At 37.2% G+C, this 20,458-nt stretch carries 19 protein-coding genes and 1 pseudogene; 18 read left to right on the top strand and 2 right to left on the bottom strand.

All coding sequences use genetic code 11. The annotated features are described in order from the left end of the window. Window positions 1-3: 3 nt before the first annotated feature. Complete coding sequence (locus BTHG_RS26120) at window positions 4-192, bottom strand: hypothetical protein (RefSeq protein WP_010282089.1); 189 nt, start codon at window positions 190-192, stop codon at window positions 4-6. A gap of 144 nt (window positions 193-336) precedes the next feature. Between BTHG_RS26120 and BTHG_RS02845 the strand changes: the two genes are divergently transcribed. Next, on the top strand, window positions 337-2,823 hold the full coding sequence (locus tag BTHG_RS02845) for a DEAD/DEAH box helicase (RefSeq protein WP_010282090.1): 2,487 nt from the start codon (window positions 337-339) through the stop codon (window positions 2,821-2,823). A gap of 56 nt (window positions 2,824-2,879) precedes the next feature. Here the strand turns inward: BTHG_RS02845 and BTHG_RS02850 are convergent, their stop codons facing one another. Then, window positions 2,880-3,512, bottom strand: coding sequence for a LysE family transporter (locus tag BTHG_RS02850; protein WP_010282091.1), 633 nt, complete (start codon window positions 3,510-3,512; stop codon window positions 2,880-2,882). Window positions 3,513-3,792: 280 nt separating this feature from the next. Between BTHG_RS02850 and BTHG_RS02855 the strand changes: the two genes are divergently transcribed. The 17 genes and pseudogenes from BTHG_RS02855 (at window position 3,793) to BTHG_RS27890 (ending at window position 20,177) form a co-directional block, all read left to right on the top strand. After that, window positions 3,793-5,067 carry a biotin/lipoyl-binding protein gene (locus BTHG_RS02855; RefSeq protein ID WP_042341400.1) on the top strand — a complete coding sequence of 425 codons (1,275 nt, stop codon included), beginning with the start codon at window positions 3,793-3,795 and terminating at the stop codon, window positions 5,065-5,067. Continuing rightward, window positions 5,051-5,731, top strand: a complete 681-nt coding sequence (locus BTHG_RS02860) for an ABC transporter ATP-binding protein (RefSeq protein ID WP_010282096.1) — start codon at window positions 5,051-5,053, stop codon at window positions 5,729-5,731. Before BTHG_RS02855 ends, BTHG_RS02860 begins: the two co-directional genes overlap by 17 nt. After that, window positions 5,728-6,939: an ABC transporter permease gene (locus BTHG_RS02865; protein ID WP_010282098.1), complete on the top strand. Its 1,212-nt coding sequence runs from the start codon at window positions 5,728-5,730 to the stop codon at window positions 6,937-6,939. The genes BTHG_RS02860 and BTHG_RS02865 overlap by 4 nt, the downstream gene beginning before the upstream one ends. A gap of 131 nt (window positions 6,940-7,070) precedes the next feature. Then, window positions 7,071-7,523: a CBS domain-containing protein gene (locus BTHG_RS02870; protein WP_010282101.1), complete on the top strand. Its 453-nt coding sequence runs from the start codon at window positions 7,071-7,073 to the stop codon at window positions 7,521-7,523. A gap of 94 nt (window positions 7,524-7,617) precedes the next feature. Further along, a complete protein-coding gene (locus BTHG_RS02875; protein WP_010282104.1) occupies window positions 7,618-8,433 on the top strand; it encodes an alpha/beta hydrolase in 816 nt (271 codons plus the stop codon). A 198-nt stretch (window positions 8,434-8,631) separates the two neighbouring features. Next, on the top strand, window positions 8,632-9,918 hold the full coding sequence (locus tag BTHG_RS02880; RefSeq protein ID WP_010282107.1) for an SPFH domain-containing protein: 1,287 nt from the start codon (window positions 8,632-8,634) through the stop codon (window positions 9,916-9,918). Window positions 9,919-9,953: 35 nt separating this feature from the next. Continuing rightward, window positions 9,954-11,033 (top strand): hypothetical protein, encoded by a 1,080-nt coding sequence (locus BTHG_RS02885; protein WP_010282110.1) that lies wholly within the window; start codon window positions 9,954-9,956, stop codon window positions 11,031-11,033. Beyond that, on the top strand, window positions 11,027-11,860 hold the full coding sequence (locus tag BTHG_RS02890; protein WP_010282112.1) for a TPM domain-containing protein: 834 nt from the start codon (window positions 11,027-11,029) through the stop codon (window positions 11,858-11,860). Before BTHG_RS02885 ends, BTHG_RS02890 begins: the two co-directional genes overlap by 7 nt. A 196-nt stretch (window positions 11,861-12,056) precedes the next feature. After that, a complete protein-coding gene (locus tag BTHG_RS02895) occupies window positions 12,057-12,944 on the top strand; it encodes a phosphotransferase family protein (RefSeq protein ID WP_052307730.1) in 888 nt (295 codons plus the stop codon). Between the two features lie 35 nt (window positions 12,945-12,979). Beyond that, window positions 12,980-13,162: a hypothetical protein gene (locus BTHG_RS02900; protein WP_010282114.1), complete on the top strand. Its 183-nt coding sequence runs from the start codon at window positions 12,980-12,982 to the stop codon at window positions 13,160-13,162. Between the two features lie 2 nt (window positions 13,163-13,164). Then, complete coding sequence (locus BTHG_RS02905; RefSeq protein WP_010282115.1) at window positions 13,165-14,280, top strand: neutral/alkaline non-lysosomal ceramidase N-terminal domain-containing protein; 1,116 nt, start codon at window positions 13,165-13,167, stop codon at window positions 14,278-14,280. Window position 14,281: 1 nt separating this feature from the next. Beyond that, entirely contained in the window at window positions 14,282-15,262 is a 981-nt protein-coding gene (locus tag BTHG_RS02910) for a CgeB family protein (RefSeq protein WP_010282116.1), read from the top strand. 16 nt (window positions 15,263-15,278) lie between these two features. Further along, window positions 15,279-16,001, top strand: a complete 723-nt coding sequence (locus BTHG_RS02915) for a DapH/DapD/GlmU-related protein (RefSeq protein WP_010282118.1) — start codon at window positions 15,279-15,281, stop codon at window positions 15,999-16,001. Continuing rightward, window positions 15,985-17,097 carry a DegT/DnrJ/EryC1/StrS family aminotransferase gene (locus tag BTHG_RS02920; RefSeq protein ID WP_010282119.1) on the top strand — a complete coding sequence of 371 codons (1,113 nt, stop codon included), beginning with the start codon at window positions 15,985-15,987 and terminating at the stop codon, window positions 17,095-17,097. Before BTHG_RS02915 ends, BTHG_RS02920 begins: the two co-directional genes overlap by 17 nt. Then, a complete protein-coding gene (locus BTHG_RS02925; protein WP_010282120.1) occupies window positions 17,090-18,046 on the top strand; it encodes a Gfo/Idh/MocA family protein in 957 nt (318 codons plus the stop codon). Before BTHG_RS02920 ends, BTHG_RS02925 begins: the two co-directional genes overlap by 8 nt. 1,030 nt (window positions 18,047-19,076) lie before the next feature. Further along, window positions 19,077-19,235, top strand: a pseudogene (locus BTHG_RS27885) (HAMP domain-containing protein); the annotation flags it as partial. Between the two features lie 123 nt (window positions 19,236-19,358). Then, entirely contained in the window at window positions 19,359-20,177 is an 819-nt protein-coding gene (locus tag BTHG_RS27890; RefSeq protein WP_408605270.1) for a methyl-accepting chemotaxis protein, read from the top strand. Window positions 20,178-20,458: the final 281 nt, after the last annotated feature.

The raw sequence follows: 20,458 nt of genomic DNA on the forward strand, positions 1-20,458 counted from the left end.
CAACTAATACCTTCGATTGTGTTTTATCAAGTTTTGGTACTTTTTTTGTTCTGGCTTTTTTGATGAACGAGGTACTTCCTTACCTATTTTTGAGCTTTGTTGGTTCGGGCTTGTATACAGAGTACCTGCGATAAATCCACCAACAAATATAATCACGAGCAAAATACTAAGGAAGATAAATCGTTTTTTCATGATGTTGTCCTCCTGAATTTCATTATCTTCAAATTGTAACAAACAGTTGCAGTGAGCGGTTGTGGTAATATCATCCTATAGATAATAATTTTTTATGTCCTATATAAACTAAAAAGAATACGTCATGTTGACAAGGAGAATAAGATGAGTAAGGAACTTGGACAGCTCTATAATCAAGCTGTCACACGAGCAAAACAAATGATTATGGACGATATCAATCATTATTTAGAACAAAAGGAACCCATGCCTTCATATGAACAATATGTACGTGAGCGAGAGTCTTTTATCGAACAAATCTGGCTTAATGCGTGGCTGAATACTGCCACACAGGCACCTATTTCAGAGAAAAAAGCCTATTTATCTCAGCATTGCTTTGAAGTTGAGGGTGTCGGTAAAAAGCTACTAAATAGTTTATTTCGAACAGAAGTTCGCAACATTGAGCCTTTTGACTTTATCAATTGGCTTGAGGTCACCTTTGCAAATCAACCAATTAAGTGGGAACAAAAATATGAAACAGCAAGAGAAGGCTATAAAAATCGCATCAAGAAACAACAAGAACGTGAAGCGAAAAGAAAATTTATGCTTAAACTTAATTTTTATCTGAACGAAATACTTAGTAACCACTATGAAGAACTCTTTTTAAGGATTCGTTATTTGCTTGGTAGTCATTTAGCAATTGAAATTGAGCAAAAGGGGTTGATTTTGTCCTCAGATGATGTAACGTTTGCTTCTTATCTTTATAAAGAAACAGAACTTGCCCATAACCGTTATTTTTATCAAGAAAATTTAATTGAAGAATATGAAGATTTCATTTTACAACAACTCATGGATTTTGGACCTAATTGGTTAAAATCACATATTCCAGAACGTATGTTTGAAGAATGTAAAATTAGCTTTAATGAATCATTATCGAATACCTTTTTACAAGAAGTGGCATATGAATATTTTCTTGATGTGCGTGATGATTTATTTGAGGATATATTAGAGGATTATGTGTCAGACCTTGTTCAGCTTATTGATATTCCTTTTGATCTAGACACTCATAAAGAATTATTTGAAAGAGACATAACCGAGAGAAAAGAACGAGTAGAAAAGGAAAAAGAGGAAATAAGGCGTCAAAAAGAAGAGGAACAAAAAATGATTGAGGATATTTTCGGACATGCCTATCATTTATCACCAGGCCGAAATATCCAATATGTTCTTTATGTTGGGGAAACGAATACAGGTAAGACTTTTCAGGCAATCCAAAGAATGAAAGAGGCAACCAGCGGGATATACTTAGCCCCATTACGATTATTAGCACTTGAAATATATGAGACGTTAAATGAGGATGGAATTCCATGCAATTTAAAAACAGGAGAAGAAGAAAAGGTAGTGGAGGGAGCAAATCACTCTTCCGCAACGGTTGAAATGCTTCGAGAAAAAGATTTTTACGACGTAATTGTGATTGATGAAGCCCAAATGATTGCTGATAAAGACCGAGGCTTCTCATGGTATAAAGCCATCACAAATGCAAATGCAAAAGAGGTTCACATCATTTGCAGCTTTCATGCTAAATGGATGATTCTTCAATTACTTGGAAACTCGAATGTAGAGGTTCATGAATATCATCGGGATGTGCCTTTAGAGGTTGAACCACAATTATTTCGATTAAACCAAACACGTAAAGGTGACGCATTAGTTTGTTTTTCAAGAAGAAGAGTTCTTGAGACTGCTTCTGAGTTACAAAGAAGTGGTCGTCGTGTAAGTATGATATATGGAAGTATGCCACCGGAAACACGAAAAAAGCAAATCCAACGATTCAATAACGGGGAAACAACTGTTATTGTAGCAACCGACGCAATCGGAATGGGTTTAAATCTGCCGATTAGACGAATTGTTTTCTTAGAAAATGATAAATTCGATGGAACAAGAAGAAGATTACTTACCTCACAGGAAGTGAAACAAATCGCTGGAAGGGCTGGAAGACGAGGCATCTATGATATCGGAAAAGTTGCATTTACGAGTGATATTAAAACAATGACACGTTTATTAGAACAAGAGGATGCACCGCTTCAGGGCTTTGCAATTGCACCAACGAATGCGGTCTTAGAACGTTTTCAAAAATACTCTCGAAAAATGAGAATGTTTTTCTATCTATGGGATCAATTTAGAAGTCCAGAAGGAACCAAAAAGGCAAGTCTATATGAGGAACGGATGCTTTATGAACTGGTAGAGGATACAATTATTGAGGCAAAGCTTTCGTTACCTGACCTTTATGGATTTTTACATTTGCCGTTTTCATCAAATGAACCGTCATTACGCTCACAATGGAAGAAAAACCTCGAAGCGATTGTCGACGGAAATCCACTTCCAGATCCAATCCTTAAGGAAACTGGATTAGAGGAGCTCGAACTGTCTTATAAAGCGGTCGGACTTCACTTATTATTTCTTTATAAATTAGGGAAACAGACAGAAGCCCATTATTGGGAAAGGATTCGAGAAGAAATAAGTGACAAAATCCATGAACAATTAAAGAGCGGAATTCAATCAGCCAAACGGGTATGCAAACGATGCGGCAAAAACCTTCCAATTGGCTTCACATTTGCAATCTGTAATGAATGCTATTTCGAGCGGCCAAGAAGAAGGTAGCAGAAATGACTTACTTTAAAAAGTAGCTTTTGGGCTACTTTTTTTATGTATGATTGTTATCCCCACAATGTCATTATGCCTTGATACGCAAAATAAACCCCAAAGCCAACTAGCGACAAACCTGATAAAATGGAAATCCAAATCAGAACGATACTAGTCAGAAATTTACGAAATACTGTTGTAAGTGCAGCCACAAAAAGATCCCACAGAGTCAGCCCTAGAAAAATCATTGAGCTATAAATTAACAAATCGCTTGTACCATTTTCCTGTGCTGTTTTTGCCAAAATCGAGCCATAGATTCCAAGCCAAAATAAAATGGATAGCGGGCTTGTAATGGACATAATGAAACCAGTCAAAAAACATTTTACAAAGGATTCCTTGTTTCGATTATATTCTAATTCAAACGATTGAGCCCCTAGCATACTTTCGATTCCTGAATAGAGAAGAATAAAGCCCCCAAACAACCACAAGAATACTTGTACAGGAGGTATTTCAAGAAAATGAACCAACCCCAGATATACAACAAACATAAAGATGGCATCTGCAATCATTGATCCAAACCCAACCACCCACGCATGCCAAAAGCCATTCTTGATTCCTTTATCCAGCCGCGCCGCATTAACAGGACCAATGGGAGCAGCTAGTGCCAAACCCAAAGCAATATAACTAATTAAAATACTAACATTCAAAAGCACTCACTCCATAAACAAAAATTACAACTTGTACATTTTATGAGGAACTTTTGAACGTATTACTGTATGTCCAAAAAAAATGGAGGACCACTCTTATGCCACTTTCATTTTTTGTAAACTTTTAAAAATTTTTGTAAAAAAATGAAACCTTTTAGCGAACTTTGCCGTCTTAATGATTAGGGTTAATTTTGGAATTTTTTAGTCACCTTCAACTAGACTAATCAAAATGACAGATAGAGAGATTCAAAGTTACCTAATGCAAATTACAGGGGGAAACATGGTGAAGAAAAAGAAGGTTTTGGTATGGATCTTGTCGATTGTCGGACTACTGGTAATCGCAGGAGGGGCAGCAGCCTTTTTCTTGAAGGAAAAAAGCATGGCATCAGTTGGAAACCAAGTTGAAGAAGTAAACGTAACGGTGCAAAAAGCAAAGGAACAGGAATTAATAGAAACAATCCTCGTAACGGGAGAAATTGTGCCAGAAGGAGAACAAAAAGTATTTTTAAATCCTGAGCATGGAGAAATTAGTGAATATAAAGTAGAAGAAAACAAAGCTGTAAAGGCAGGTGATCCTCTATTTGTTTATGATTCTTCAAAGCTAGATACTGAGCTAGCTCGAGCTACTAGAGAAAGGGATTTAATTCAGGTAAGAGCTAAAACCGAACAAAGTCAAATCACAGCACTCAGCAAGCGAATAGAGGCTGCAAAAAAGAATGTGGCAGCACAAAAAGCTAAGCCAAAAAAGGAGACTTCCGAGACTAAAGAGGGTGCAGAGCCGGAACAAGTAGAAGAAGTAGAAGAAGTACCTCAGGAAGATGTAAACCAGCTTACGAACGAAAAAGTACAAATGGAATTACAATATGAAAATACAAAATCTGAAATAACTGCAGCAAATGAAAGAATTACAGAAATAACGAATCAGAAAAAAGATATGACAGTTGTGAGTAAAATGGACGGGATTGTTGTAAAAGTAAATAAAAACCTTGCAACGACGGAAACGGGTGCATCAGAACCAGTCATACATATTATTTCAAACAAACCTTATAAGGTAATTGGTACGATGAGTGAATTTGATGCAGTAAAAATTCAACAGGGGCAAGAGGTTATCGTCCGTCCAAAAGTATACAAAGACCGCGAATGGAAGGGTGTTGTTGAATCCGTCTCACATTTCCCGAATAATGACGGTGGTGGAGGCGAAGAGTTTCCTGGAATGGGTGGGGGCAATGTCACGATGTACCCATTCAAAGTGGGAATTACAGATGATACCTCTGAGCTTCGCCAAGGTTTCCACGTTTCATTAGAAGTCAGAATACCAGGTGCTGAAATACTACCAGTCATACCACATACTGCTATCTTAGATGAAGGCGGAGTTGCAGTTGTGTACGTTTTAGTAGATGGAATCTTACAGAGACGTGAAGTTCAAACAGGTTCGATGAATGATGAGTTTATCCAAGTCACAGAAGGTGTCACAAAGGATGAACTAGTGGTAGTAACACCATACGAAGGATTGCATGATGGAATGGAAGTGACCTCCTTTGATGAAGTTGAGTAAGATTAAAAAAGTTTATGGAAACGGGGCGCTTGAAATACCTGTTCTCCACGGAATTGATTTAACAATTGAGGATGGGGAATTCATTGCCATAATGGGACCATCTGGTTCTGGAAAATCCACTTTAATGAATATTATTGGGTTTCTAGATTCTCCAACTTCGGGTGAATTTGAATTGAACGAGGAAAAAATTGGACTTGTAAAGGATAAAAAGTTAGCTAAATTACGAAATGAACATATCGGATTCGTTTTTCAGCAATTTTTTCTTTTGCCACGCCATAATGCATTAAAAAATGTAGAGTCACCACTCATTTATGCAGGTGTGCCAAAGCGGGAAAGAACAGAGAGAGCTAAGCAAATGTTAGAAAAGGTTGGACTTGGTGATCGAATTAAACATTTGCCAAACCAATTATCAGGTGGACAAAAACAGCGGGTTGCTATTGCAAGGGCTCTTGTAAATAACCCTTCGATTGTATTAGCAGATGAGCCAACTGGTGCCCTTGATTCAAAAACAAGTGAACAAATTATGGAGCTAATGGTTCAGCTAAATAATGAAGGAAGAACCGTTATTATCGTTACCCATGAGGAAGAAGTTGCCGCATATGCAAATAGGGTTATCACTTTAAAGGATGGTATGATAACGGATGATCAGAGGAGAATTTTATGAGTCTAATGGAAAGTTTTAAGGTAGCATTATCCTCGATATGGAATCATAAGGTTCGGTCGGTTTTAACGATGCTCGGAATCATCATTGGTGTGGCAGCTGTAATCATTATTGTTGCAATTGGACAAGGCGCCAAAACAAAAATGACGGAAGAATTATTTAGTCTTGAAAAAAATGTAGTCGATATTTGGTACCAACCGACTCCTCAAGAGGGAGAGGAAGAATCAGAGATGTTTTGGGTGGAACCTGAACTTACTTCAGAAGACGTCGAAACTCTTTCCGAAGTTCCCGGTGTAAAAGCTGTTATCGCCACAAACCAAGGATGGGGACCATTGATTTATAATGATAAACAGGGTGAAATGGAAATTACCGGAGTTGGACCTGAATTCTTTACTGCTCGAAATATTCAAATTGTCGAAGGTCGACCAATCAATGCTCGGGATAATGATGGAAGAAACCGTGTTGTCATGATTGATACTGTTGCTCGCGAGAAATTTTTTAGTGATAAAGAGAATATTATCGGTGAAATTATCGATCTCAACGGGAATCCGTATAAGTTGATCGGTGTCTATGAATCACCTATCCCTGAACAATATCGTTACAATGAATCAGGTGAAATGCTTATGCCTCGAGGAGTCATATCAATGATGTTCGGAAATAGAGAAATCGAACGCTTATCTATCATTGCAGATGACCCAGAACGAATTTCTGAAATTGGACGTTCCGCAGCTGATGCATTAACTAGAGCAAAAAAACTTGAGGACGGGATGTATACGGTTAACGATTTTAGCGAATACGAACAGGAGGTCGATACAGTCATTACCATTATGACACTAGTAATCGGTAGTATTGCCGGGATTTCCTTATTAGTTGGTGGAATCGGTGTTATGAACATCATGCTCGTTTCAGTTACTGAGAGAACAAGAGAAATTGGTTTGCGAAAAGCACTTGGGGCAACTCGTGGTAGAATTTTATTGCAATTCCTAATTGAATCGATGACATTAACGTCATTAGGAGGTTTGTTAGGAATTGGACTTGCAACATTGGGAACAATCATTGTGTCACAATTTGCACCAATCTCAGCAACCGTTAGTCCAATAATTGTCATTATTGGTGTTGGATTCTCTGCATTTATAGGTATCATTTTTGGAATCTTACCAGCAAACAAAGCATCAAAACTTAGTCCAATTGATGCACTTCGATATGAATAGAATTTTAAAGGGTTGTTCGGAAAGTCACTGAAAAGTGAACTTTGTGGACAACCCCTCTTTTATCTTCAAATAATAATTAATAAAACTGGGAAAATAAGACGGGAAGATGTATCACAAAAAGGAGGATTAACTTGCAGGCTCAACATATAATGAAACAGGACGTAATTACGGTTAAAGATTCAGACACTGTCAAAACCGTCATCCAGAAATTTATTACTCATGGAATAAGCGGGCTTCCAATCATCGATAATCATCATCATATCATCGGATACATAAGTGATGGCGATATTATGCGTTATATCGGAAAACATAGAGAAATTATGATAAACACGTTTAACTATATTGCAGTCGTGAAAGATCAAGATGACTATGAAGAACGTACCCAGAAATTACTTGAACTCAATGTAATGACGGTTGCTAAAACATCGGTTTTAAAAATTTCATATAATGAAGATGTAGAAAACATTGCAGCCATTCTTGGAAAAAAGCATATTAAAAAACTTCCTGTTGAAAGAGATGGAAAATTAGTTGGAATCATTAGTCGCGGTGATGTCATTCGAGAATCATTCAAAAGTTTATTATAAAATAAAGGAGACCTGATCTCCTTTATTTTTTTGAAGGAAGTCAAAAATAAATGTCGAAAGTTTATACATAGAAAAATTTAAAAGGTGGGAGCGCATGATTCACGAAAAACATGAACTTATACATCAAAATGAAAAAGCAGATCTATTTACGTATATTCTTGATAATTCACCGAGTATTGACCCAGACAGAAAAAGACCAATGATTATCATTTGTCCAGGTGGCGGGTACGTACATACATCTGACCGTGAGGCAGAACCCGTAGCAATACAAATGCTAAGTAGAGGTTATCACGCAAGTGTTCTCAGATATAGTGTGGAACCAACGGTATTCCCAACTGCCATATGCCAGTTAGCAAGTGCAATCGGCTTCATTCGTGAAAACGCCGATACCTGGAATATTGACCCTAACAAAATCATTGTCATGGGTTTTTCAGCCGGTGGCCATCTATCAGCAAGCTTAGGAGTTTTCTGGAAAGAGAAGTTTTTAACAGAACAACTGACCTATTCAAAGGAGCAAATCAAACCAAATGGTTTAATCCTAAGTTATCCTGTTATTACTTCTGGTCCTCATGCACACGAGGGTAGCTTCCGGGCTTTATTAGGAGATAAGTTCGAAGACGAAAACCAAAGAGAGTTTTTATCGTTAGAAAACCAAGTTTCGGACGAAACCCCACCAACTTTTTTATGGCATACAGCTTCAGACAATGCTGTGCCTGTTGAAAACAGCATGCTCTTTGCACAAAGTTTATTACAACACAAAGTCCCGCTTGAAATGCATATTTATCCTGAAGGAGTTCATGGACTTTCACTTGGAACAGAAGAAACACAATTAAAAGGTAGAGATAATCATATCCAGCCAGAAATAGAGAATTGGATTGAGATGGCTGCTAGATGGGTGAAAGGATTATAAAAACTGAGTGGGTGTTCCTACTCAGTTTTTATTTGTAAAATTTGTCAATTTCCATAAAAACGAAACCAATTGCCTATGATAATCGTATTAAAATAGTAGTTGGCAACAGCAACACTTTTATCTGTTATCATGAATATAGACAGAAAAATTTCATTCAAAAAGTTACAAGGATATTGTTTTTAGCAGGAGGGGTTATAAATGGGCATTATAAAAGCAGCAGTCAGTGCGGTAAAAGGAAACTTAGCCGATCAATGGCATGAGGTTATCGAACCTCAGGCTATGAGTGATACGACCGTCATGTCAATGGGTGTAAAAGTACGAGCAAAAGATCGTCGAAATCAAAATTTTAAAGGAACCGATTCAACTATTTCTAATGGTTCAATCGTTCACGTTTACCCCAATCAATTTATGATTTTAGTAGATAGCGGAAAAATAATTGATTATACAGCTGAAGAAGGCTATTACCAAGTTGTAAATTCTTCACAGCCATCCTTATTCAATGGGCAATTTGAAGAAGCTTTGTACGAAACCTTCAATCGGTTTAAATTTGGAGGTGTCCCATCCACATCGCAAAAAGTATATTTTATCAACCTTCAAGAAATCAAAGGAATTAAATTTGGTACTCGTAACCCTATCAATTACTTCGATAATTTTTATAATGCGGAGTTATTTTTACGTGCTCACGGGACTTATTCCATTAAAATCGTTGACCCTATTAAATTTTTTATGGAAGCCATTCCACGAAACAAATCGAATGTTGATATTAATGACATCAATGGACAATATTTATCTGAATATATGAATGCGATGCAAACAGCAATTAATAAAATGTCCGCAGATGGGATTCGGATTTCACACGTCACATCAAAAGGTATGGAACTTGCAAAATATATGGCTGACGTCCTTGATGAAGATTGGACACGGATGCGCGGAATGCAGATAGAATCCGTCGGAATCAACAGTATTACCTATGATGAGGAATCACAAAAACTCATAAACATGAGAAACCAAGGAGCAATGCTTCAGGACCCCTCTGTTCGTGAAGGTTATGTACAAGGTGCCATAGCAAGAGGTTTAGAGGCGGCTGGATCCAATGAAGCTGGTTCGATGCAAGGGTTTTTAGGCATGGGAATGGGTATGCAAGGCACGAGTGGTTTTATGGGTGCAGCTTCTGAAACAAATCGTCAGCAAATGCAGCAACAAGCAGGACGACAACAGAACCAACGTGCAGCAAACCCAAATCAGTGGATTTGCGCTTGCGGACATACAAACACAGGTAACTTTTGTTCAGAATGTGGTTCACCAAAACAGGATGCTAAAAAAGACACATGGCAATGCGAATGTGGCCAAGAAAATCATGGAAAGTTCTGTTCAAACTGTGGTAGTAAAAAGCCAGAAGAACATACATGTCCAAATTGTGGTTTTAAACCTTCTAATCAAAATGCTAAATTCTGTCCAGAGTGTGGAACACGGTTTGAGCATTAATCAACCATATACAAAAGAATAAGAGGTGATATGGGTTGGGGCTTATAGTCTATAAGTGTATAAACTGTGGGGGACCATTATCATTTAAAGCTGAAACCCAAAACTGGACCTGTGATTACTGTTTAAGTGAATTCACAGAAACAGATGTAAAAAACTTTGTAGATCATGAGAAAGTAGCTGCCGAAGCAGATGCTAGTGAAGAGGCACTACACCAAGCAAAGGAACTAGACCGGGAATTTAATGAAAAAGCAACAGGGTATACTTGCAGTAGTTGTGGAGCTGAAATTGTAACCGATGATACCACCGCCGCTACTTTTTGTTATTATTGTCACAACCCAACGATTATCCCTAGACAATTAGAGGGGGAGTACCGCCCAGAAAAGGTTATTCCTTTTAAAATCGATCGGAAAAAGGCAGAAGAATTATTTAGGAAATGGTGTAAAGGCAAACCTCTTCTTCCAAAGTTCTTCACTTCGAATTCACAGTTAGAAAAACTTTCTGGAATTTATGTCCCATTTTGGTTGTTTGATAGTAAAACAGCCGGAAAAGTTGAAGGTGAAGCTAGAAGAGTTAGAACGTATACAAGAGGAGATACTAGGTACACTGAAACCAAATACTATAAAGTGATGCGGGAAGGAAACGCCAAGTTCCGCGATGTACCAGCTGATGGTTCTAAAAAAATGGATGATCAGCTCATGTCAATTCTTGAGCCGTATGATTATAAGGATTTAACTGATTTTTCAATGTCCTATTTATCTGGTTTTTTTGCCGAAAAGTATGATATGAACCAAAACGACGTCTACGGTAGAATTTCAAGCTTGCTCCGTGATAATCTAGGAACACTACTTGAAGGGACAATCCACGGATATAACACGGTGTCCATTCAGAATACCAATATAAGACTTTCAAACGTAAAGGCTAAATACGTTTTATTACCGGTATGGATGTTTACGTATCAATTTAAAGGGAAAACCTATGTTTTTGCAATGAATGGGCAAACCGGTAAAATCGCTGGGAACTTGCCAATAAGCATTGGAAGAGCCAGCAAATGGTTTGGAATGATTTCAGCAAGTGTATTTGCAATCTTGTCATTAGGAGGGTTATTTTTATGGTGAAGAAAAAGCTGATTTTACTACCATTCTTCCTCCTAATATTACTGACTTTTGCGACAGGTGCATTTGCTAATGGTGAGAGTATTTTTGACCAGGCCAATTTATTTTCGGACACAGAAAAAGTAGAATTACAGGAACAAGCTAGTAGATTAAGTGAACAATTCCAAATGGATATCACAATAGTGACTACTAATGACAGTGAAGGTAAGTCAGCAAGGCAATATGCAAGTGATTTTTATGATAGTCATGAATTCGGGTACGGACAGACAGAGGATGGGGTACTATATCTAATCGACATGGATAACCGTGAAGTATATATCTTCACAAGGGATCGCATTGTTGATTACTTCCCGGACGTTACCGTGGAAGAAATTCTTGATCATGTGTACCCATATCTAACAGAAGAGGCATTTGGTGAAAGTGCAAAAGCTTTTTTGGCGGATTTAGAGATGACGATGGATAAAGGAATTCCAGAAGGTTCATCTTCTTCTGATGGATATGTACCATCTGAGGGAAATACGTCCTATACCGCTAGCGGCGGCTCAGTAGGGTCGAATGATGAACTAATTAAAGAACTATTACTCTATCTTGCGATTGCTGTTGGAATTGGTGTGATTTCGATTGGAATTATGGCAATGTATAACCGTGGGCGGTCCACAACAACAGCCAGCACCTATTTAGAATCTAATTCATTCAACGTTACAAACAAAATGGATCGACATTACAACACAAGGGTGACCCAGCAAAAAATTCAACAAAATACAAATAGTGGCGGAGGATCTTCTTTTTCCGGCGGCAGTAGATCTGGCGGTGGGGGAAGAGGTTTTTAGGAAAGTATGAGGCTATTGGTCTCATGCTTTTTTGTTTATGTTGGTAGTTATTGGCCTCTTTTCAGACAAAGTAACACGTTTTTGGGATGAGAAAAATATTCTAAAAGTAAACCAATTATTCAATCGTTAAGGGAAAGTACGATGTTGTTTGAAACTAGCTTTTTTGTAACTATGAAAATTTTGAAGGAGATTATGTATGATGATTGATTCTGCCGATGCATTGATTCATTTTATTAGGACGAAATATCCCCGGTTCTCTGATGAGCAGATTGTTGAAAATAATCAAGGTTGGTCCAATCGAGTCTTAGTTATTGGCAATAAACTGATATTCCGTTTTCCACGTACAGATGAGGATAAAACTTCAATGAAAATGGAACAGCGAATCTTACCGGAGTTGAAAAAGGCGTTACCTGTAGATATTCCGGATTTCATTTATTCCTCAAGTGAACCTGATGAAATGATGTATGTAGGATATCCCATGATTCCAGGCATCCCACTAAAAAGCATTAAAAATTTATCCGTTACGCAAAGAAGACAGATAGCGGAAGATTTAGGCCATTTTCTAACTGCTCTTCATAATTTTCCGGCTGATTCTTATTTTCCACCTGATGAGGTAAAACCAGATTTTAAAAAAGAGTATTGGGGAAACTTCTACGAAGAAATCCAAGAAAAGGTTTTTCCTTTGATTTCTTCTATTGAAAAAGCAAAGGTAGAGCATTTATTTGAGGGTTTCATTATGAATCCTGACAACTTCCTATTTAAAAGCAGTCTTATACACGGTGATTTGAACTCCAAACACATCCTTCACAATCCCGTAAGTATGCGTATTTCAGGAGTCATTGATTTCGGTGCGATGGAGGTTGGAGATCCTGCATATGACTTTACAGGTATATACAAGACCTATGGAAAGTCCTTTTTCCACGAGGTATTTCAATCTTATGGTGGACCTATAGACAAAACCTTTTATGACAGAATATGTAATTTTTATGTAAAATCCAGTATGTTCTACTCTTTGCTGTATGCATTAAAGACTAAAAATAACAAATCCCTTTTGGTATATCTTGAACGATTACAAGATTTATAATTGCCTATCTTTAACTTTTTAAGGAGATGAATCAAATGAGTAGCGATGGACTAGGCCTTCAACTTGGAACGGCGAAAATAGACATCACTCCCCTTCATCCCGTACCATTAGCGGGATTCGAATCTCGGAAGGATAATTTCGAAGGAGTGTTACATCCTCTATATGCAAGGATTTTATTATTCGAACAAGTACTTTCCAACGGAAAAAAAGAGGGCTGATTGTGAGTGCGGATCTGATTTGGTGGGGGAATGAATACATAGAACTCCTCCAAAAAAAGCTTTATGAAAAATGGAATCTAGCACCAGAATTCGTTGTTTTACATGCTACTCATAATCACTCCGCGCCTCAGACTACCAAACGGTTCACGGAATCCCTCGGAAGATGTGATAATCAGTATTTACTATTCTTAGAGCAAAGGTTATTTGAAGGAATTGAGTTAGCTTTGAATAATGTAGAACCCGTCACGATCGATAAAGGAATCGGTGAATGTCATATCGGGATAAACCGCCGGAAAAAAGTTGAAAATCGGGTGAAACTTGCTTCAAATCCCGCGGGTCCAATTGATCCACAACTTAATTTAATCCGTTTCAGAACGGAAAATGATAAAACAAAGGCCATTTTAACCCATTATACATGTCACCCAGTAACGAGTATGGAAAACTTAGTAACTTCAGAATTTACCGGAGTGGCCATGCAGCGTATTGAAACTGCTCTTGGGGAAAATGTAGTAGCGGCATACTTACAAGGCTGCTGCGGAGATATCCAGCCATCCCTAATAAAGGATAATAGATTTTATTTTGACTCAGGAAAAATAGACGAACTGGCAACTCAACTTGCTCATCAGGTGCTTAAAACATTACGTAGTCCAATGAAATCATTATCACCCTGTATTCTTTCTGCAAAAATGGTAGAACTGAACCTTCCCCTACAATCCATACCCGCTCTAAAATTCTTGGAATCAAAACAAGGACGATCAGGTGTCACAGGAGAATGGAGTAAACTGCTCCTTAATAATCCTGAACGTCTCGTAAATTACGTACCTCTCAAAATACAAATATTAACCATTGCTAATGGGTTAACCCTTTTAACTATGAATGCAGAAGTGGTTGTGGAATATGGCCTCAATATTAAAAAGCAATCTTCAGAAGAAGTGCTGCCAATACCATACAGTAATGGAATGATTGGTTATATTCCTACTGCGAGTCAGATAGCAGAAGGTGGATACGAGGCCTACGAATCCTGTTTTTATTTTGGGTTGCCAGCTCCGTTTGCCCCTGAAATAGAAAATACAATTAACATGAACATCAACTCGTTATTGAATGGAGGTATAAATTAATATGCGGCTTCTTATTGTAATGGGATGGGATGTTTTATACGAATCCTTTGGCAAATCCTTTAAAAACCTTGGCCATAAAATTTATCATCTTGATACCGTTAGTGAGGAACGATTAGAAGAGGTTATTGAGAAGTTTAAGCCAGACATGCTGGTGGATATGGGGTGGGATACAATACATGATGATATGGATTTATTGGGGAAGGTATGCAAACGTCACGGGTTATTTCATCTCTATTTTGCAGAAGAGGATTGGCTTCATTTTGAAAATTGGTCATTGCCATACGCGATGAGATCTTCTGTTGATTTTGTTCTTACTCGAAGTGAGAGATGTATCCCAAAATATGCCGAGGTAGGTATAAAATCGGCTAAATTAGATGTTGGTAGCAATCTGCATCTTCATCGCCGCGTTCCTCCTAAATTAGAGTTTATTTGTGACGTGTCCGTTTTAGTCAACCCACAATTTCAATATGACATTTTTAGGCGTAAAAGCATTGCTGATCTAGTAATTCCATTGTTTGACACACCTTACAATGTGAAAATTTGGGGGAAGGGGTGGGATAACGTTAAAGACTATTATGAAAAATTGCCAAGGCCTGGAATGCTCCAAGGAATACTTCCTTTTCATCATACTCCGCAAGTGTACAATTCATCAAAAATAAATATAAGTGTCCAATCTTTAGAAAATCAAGTCAGTAATCGAACATACGATATCTTGACCTCTGGTGGTTTTTTACTCACATCAGATACACCTGCTATCCGAGAAATTTTACGTCCAGGTCTTCATTGCGAGGTATCAAAGTCCCCTGAAGAAACATTGGAGAAAATATCCTTTTATTTAAAGAATGAAGGGATTCGAAAACGAATTGCCAGAAATGGGTATAAGTTTGCAAGAAAACAATTTGGATATCAATCTACAATACCCCGCGTATGGCCAGAAGTCGAAAATGCTTGGAGAGAACACCAACAAAATAAAAGCCAATAAAAAGGGGGCATAAAACGTGTCTATTCCAGAAAACACAAATATCGGAAACTTTGTTGTGATAGAAGAAGGGGTAAAAATCGGGGATAATGTTACGATTGGCCATCATACGGTCATTTTAAAAGATACAGAAATTGGTGATAACGTAACCATTGGCTGTAATTGTGTACTCGGAATACGGAAAAGTCAAAACAAAAACATGCGAAAATCTGATTCTACTGCACAACATTTAGTTATTCAAGCCAATAGTAGAATTGGAAATCTTGTGTCGATATATAGTGGGACAACAATTGCTCAAGATACATTTATTGCTGATCATGCAAGCATCCGAGAAAATGTTCAGATTGGGAATGGAACAGTAATAGGACGTGGGGCCATTATCGAATTAAATACCCAAATTGGAGCAAATTGTACAATCCAGACAATGGCCTACGTTACAGGTGATACAACAATTGAAGATCATGTTTTCATCGGTCCTTGTGTATCCATGTCCAATGATAAATATATGGGGGCAAAAGAATATATCCTTAAAGGGCCTTACATTCAAGAAGACGCCAAGATAGGGAATAATGCAACCTTATTGCCAGCAATTACGATAGGTAAGTCAGCTATTGTCGGTGCTGGTTCAGTTGTGACGAAAAATGTAGATGATTACCAAACAGTAATCGGATCCCCCGCAAATGTAATAAGCTATGAAAATTCTGTTTCAAAAGGGATGATTGAACGTGATACCACTACTTGACTTAAAAGCGGAGTACCAAGTACTAAAAAATGATATTCTAGCCGAAGTTGAAGAGGTTCTGCAAAGTGGTTCTTATATATTAGGAGAAAAAGGGGCGTTGCTTGAATCAACCATTTCTAGATATATCGGGAGTTCTTTTGCTATAGGAGTCGCTAACGGTACTGATGCATTGTTACTCGCTTTGGAAGCATTGGGAATAACAAAAGGGGATGAGGTCATCACCACCCCATTCACTTTTTTTGCTACGGCCGAGGTAATAGCACGAATCGGAGCAGTTCCTATTTTTGTCGATATTGATCCCGTAACCTATAATATGAATCCAGATTTAATAGAGCGTGCTATTACTCAAAAAACGAAAGCCATTATGGTTGTGCATTTATTCGGACAGGTTGCGGAAATGGATCGCATTATGGACATAGGAAAACGCCATAATCTTTATGTAATTGAAGATGCATGCCAAGCAATGGGTGCCACTTATAAAGGCAAAATGGCAGGTTCATTAGGTGATGTAGGATGCTTTTCTTTTTATCCAACCAAAAATCTAGGAGCATTTGGAGATGGGGGTATGATTGTCACTAATGACCCTATACTCAATGAAACAATTAATTGTTTGCGAAATCACGGTAGCGTTGCAACCTATGTCCATCAAAAAATTGGGATGAACAGCCGACTGGATGAATTACAGGCTGCTATCCTTTTAGTGAAGTTTAAGAGATTATCGGAATGGAATCAAATCCGAAGAAAACTTGCTACAAGATACAACGAGCAATTATCTAACTTCGTTCATTTACCAGTAATACCTAAAGATAGAGAACATATCTTCCACCAATATTGTATTGAGACCGAACAGCGCAACGAACTTGCCTCATATCTCCTCAAAAGACAGATAGTAACGGGAATATACTATCCAGTTCCACTTCATCTTCAGGAAGTTTTTCTTTATCTTCAACATAAAAAAGGGGATTTCCCTGTTTCTGAAAAAGTTTCAACTAATATTTTAGCACTACCGATTCACCCCATGCTAACCGAATTACAGCAGCAAAAGGTTATTAATAGTATTCAGGAATTTTTTGATATGAGTGTTACCAATGGATAAACTCAAGCTAGGAATCGCCGGTGTTGGAAGCATGGGTCTTAATCACTGTCGAATATTACAGATGCTGAAAGAAGTAGAATTTGTCGGTGTGTTCGACATAGATAATGAAAAATGTAGGCAAGTAGCAACAAAATTTCAAGTGAAAGCCTATTTATCGTATCAAGAATTGTTAAGAGACATAGATGCAATTATTATTGCAGTTCCAGCCACCTTTCATTTCCCTCTAATCGTGCAAGCTATTAAGGATAATAAACACATCTTTGTTGAGAAACCTTTTGTGACTGCAATGAGCGAAGCTGCTTACATCGAGGAAAAGCTCACAAACAAAGAACTCATTATACAAGTTGGTCATATTGAAAGATTTAATCAGTCGTTTATACAATTATCTGAAGCTATCGAGCGAAAAAACATCATTTCGATTGAAACAAGGCGTTCTGGTACACCCAGTCGAAAGATTGATGTTGATGTCATTTTGGATATGATGATCCATGATATTGACATTGTTCTGCATCTAATCAATAGTCCAATAACGAAAGTATCGGCTAACGGCATTTCGTTAAATAAGGAGGGGCATTTGGACGCTGTCTACGCTTTGCTTACTTTTGAAAACGGCATGATTGCAAACTTAGCTGCAAATCGAAAGTCTCAAGAAAAAATGCGTGATATCTATATTACAGAAAAGAACAGATTTATAAAAGCGAACCTGTTAACAAAAGATGTATCCATTCATCGTAATATTACCCAAAACACTAAGGGAATAAAGTCCTATGTACCGGAGACTTTTATTGAGAAAATTGCCGTACCATACAGTGATCCGCTCTTTGACGAAATCAACCATTTCGTTTTATGTATTCAATCAGGAAGTAAACCAATCATTAATGTTTCAGAAGCCACAAAAGCGTTGGAGGTGGCTTATAAAATCATCCATCAATGCACCCCACCGCAATAGGTGTTGACTTGACGAAGGAGGGGAGAGGGTTATTGGAAAGCATGAGGATACTATGTCCTCATGCTTTTTTTATGAAAACACATGACTAAATTACTAGAAAAAGGAGAAGGAGCTAAGATATTATCTCGCTATAATACATATTCTAGAGGTGAATAATTTATTTCCCAATAGTTAGTTTGACTTGTAAACTATCTTTCGTTTTTTCAAAAATTGGAGTTTCCAGGTGATAACATATCAAACAATCTAACAACTGATACGAAAAACTCAATTAGACTCGAAAATAACCTGAAAAAATATAGACAGAAATGACGAATTTTGTATATAATTCTGGATATGGTAAAAAAATGAAATAGTTTAGGCACAAAGAATTATGCGGTTGTAATATGAATTGACTAGGGAGAACACTTCTATGAAAAAAAGCGTAAAGTTTAAGATGGTATTCATTTTTTCCGTTTTACTATTAACAGCATGTACGTTAATTAGTTTACTAGTTTACCAATTCTCAATGAATACTGTAAAAACATCAGTTGGACAACAAGCAGCAAAAATTGTTGAAAGTTCTGTTGGTGTCATCAATTTAAACAAGTATAAGGAAATAACCCCTGAGTTAGGTGAGACGGGATATTATAAAGAATTAAGAAAAGAATTAAACACAATACGAGAAATGAACGAGCTTGTATATTTATATACAATGTCTCGTAGCAAAAAGGGCGATAATTACAAGTACTATTATATGGTAGATGGGATGCCTCTTGAATCTGAGGATGCATCAGCGCTTGGGGAAGAAGAAGAGGATGTAGCTGATTTTCCGGCGATGATAAGGGCTTTTGAATCAGGAAAAACGGAATATGAAATTTCAAATGATGAAGAGTATGGTGCTTTAATTTCAGTCTATGTGCCAATGAAAAATGAAAATGGTGGAATTATTGGTATTTTAGGAGCTGATATTGATGCTACACATGTATATGATGCCATTGATTCAAGTAAAGCTAAAATAACTTGGATCACAATTGTAATTTTACTAATAGGTATGGTTATTGTTTATTTATTCGCAGACTATTTAACCAAACCATTGAAACGGTTAACTGAAAATGTAAGACAGGTGGGTAGAGGTGATTTATCGGTCGTTATAGAAACAACTCGAACTGATGAAATTGGGGCATTAACCAAAACCTTTGGTGAAATGGTAAATGAGTTAAAAAAGGTAATCCAGGGAATAGATACTAATTCGAGTCAATTAATCGAAACATCAAACCAATTATTACATAATAGTAATAAAGCCGGTGAAGCGAGTAATCAAATAACAAACTCCATGCAAGAAGTGTCTGCTGGTTCCTATACACAATATAAATCTTCAGAAGAGAGTGCAGAAACACTAGAACAACTTTCAAAAGGAATTCGTGATATTGCGGCTACCTCTTCAAGTGTTGCAGAGTTATCGACAATAAGCTTAAAGTATGCTGAACAGGGAAATAATCGAATTGAAAATGTCATAAATCAAATGACCCTACTAAACGATTCAGTAAAAGTGTCAGCAAGTTCTATAAAAGAACTTGAGGAGCAATCCAATGAAATCTCGGTTATTATTAAAATAATTCGAGATATATCTGCACAAACAAATTTATTAGCACTTAACGCTGCAATTGAAGCTGCAAGAGCAGGAGAAAACGGAAAAGGTTTTGCAGTAGTCGCTGATGAAGTTAGAAAACTAGCAGAGCAATCAGAGGATGCTGCAAAAAACATCTCAACTTTGATTTCAAATATGAAAGAAGACACTAACCGAACTGTACACTCAATGAAAATAGTAAATGATAATGTTACCGAGGGAATCACAGCCGTTGAAGAAGCAGGAGATTCCTTTGTAAGTATTTTAGATTCCATCCAAAATGTTGTTGCTCAAATTAAAGGGGTATCATTAACATCAGAGGAAATGTCAGCTTATTCGGAAGAAATAGCTACAGCTGTTATGGAAACGACCGTTCTTGCCAATCAGGCTGCCGATCGTTCGAAAGATGTTGTGGGATTAACCGTTGAACAAGAAAACTATATCAATGAAATTTTATTTTCTATTACATCATTAAAGGAAATGGCTGCAAACCTAGATGGATTAATAAAAAAATTCGTATTATAAAAGTACACGCGCATACTAAAAGCGACTAAACATTGATATAAATGTTATATAAAACAAGAAAAGGTTAGAAAGAAAGGGTTATCTGTCTTTCTAACCTTTTTTATTGTGTGGGAATACTTGCTAAATAAGCCCTGTCTGGAGCTATCCATATTTACTATTTCCTTCTTTTATCTTCGTCACAAGGTAGGAATGAATTCAATATTGAAATATAATTAGCTTAGAAAATGTCCTTTTTGTTTTTCACCTTCTAAATTAGTTGGTTTGAGGTCAGGAATATTATT

Origin of the sequence: Bacillus timonensis (assembly GCF_000285535.1) — a bacterium.
GTDB lineage: Bacteria > Bacillota > Bacilli > Bacillales > Bacillaceae_L > Ferdinandcohnia > Ferdinandcohnia timonensis.